The sequence below is a fragment of the Marinobacter sp. bablab_jr008 genome, assembly GCF_016464145.1.
Taxonomy (GTDB): domain Bacteria; phylum Pseudomonadota; class Gammaproteobacteria; order Pseudomonadales; family Oleiphilaceae; genus Marinobacter; species Marinobacter nauticus.
Genome location: NZ_JACDWW010000006.1, coordinates 1 through 554, shown reverse-complemented (window position 1 = coordinate 554; position 554 = coordinate 1). Strand labels below are relative to the sequence as shown.

The window sequence follows — 554 nt, the reverse complement described above, 5'->3', positions numbered from 1 at the left end:
GTCCACACGAATTACTTGGTTGGCTAATAAAGAGAGCAGATGGGTCTATGCAGGCCCGTGTTTTGGGTCTGTAGCTCAGGTGGTTAGAGCGCACCCCTGATAAGGGTGAGGTCGGTGGTTCAAGTCCACCCAGACCCACCAAAATCGCTCAGCTCGTCGTTGCGCCAAGGCTCACATACGGATTGTATGCTTCGCCTTGCCGCGCCTAGATCTGAACGATTTTCCGAGTAAGGCGAGAGTCAACTCGGTGAGTGGTTTCGAAAAGGGGCCGTAGCTCAGCTGGGAGAGCGCCTGCCTTGCACGCAGGAGGTCAGGAGTTCGATCCTCCTCGGCTCCACCAAACTTTACTGACTAACTTCGGTTAGCAGTGTGCAGAAACAAGTGTTTCAACTTGATGAAAGTTCGAAGCCCTTCTTTCTGATCACTGGGTCAGATTTGCTCTTTAACAAATTGGACGAGATAGAACACGAATATTTTTCTCTCATTATCTCCGAGAGAAAATGTTCAAAGTGATAGCGATTTCAAGCGTTATCCGGTGTTGTCGTTGAAGTGGT

At 49.6% G+C, this 554-nt stretch carries 2 tRNA genes; both read left to right on the top strand.

From position 1 onward, the window contains the following. Positions 1 to 64: 64 nt before the first annotated feature. Positions 65 to 141: transfer RNA gene (locus JIF53_RS00045), tRNA-Ile, on the top strand. Positions 142 to 264: 123 nt separating this feature from the next. After that, positions 265 to 340: transfer RNA gene (locus JIF53_RS00040), tRNA-Ala, on the top strand. Positions 341 to 554: the final 214 nt, after the last annotated feature.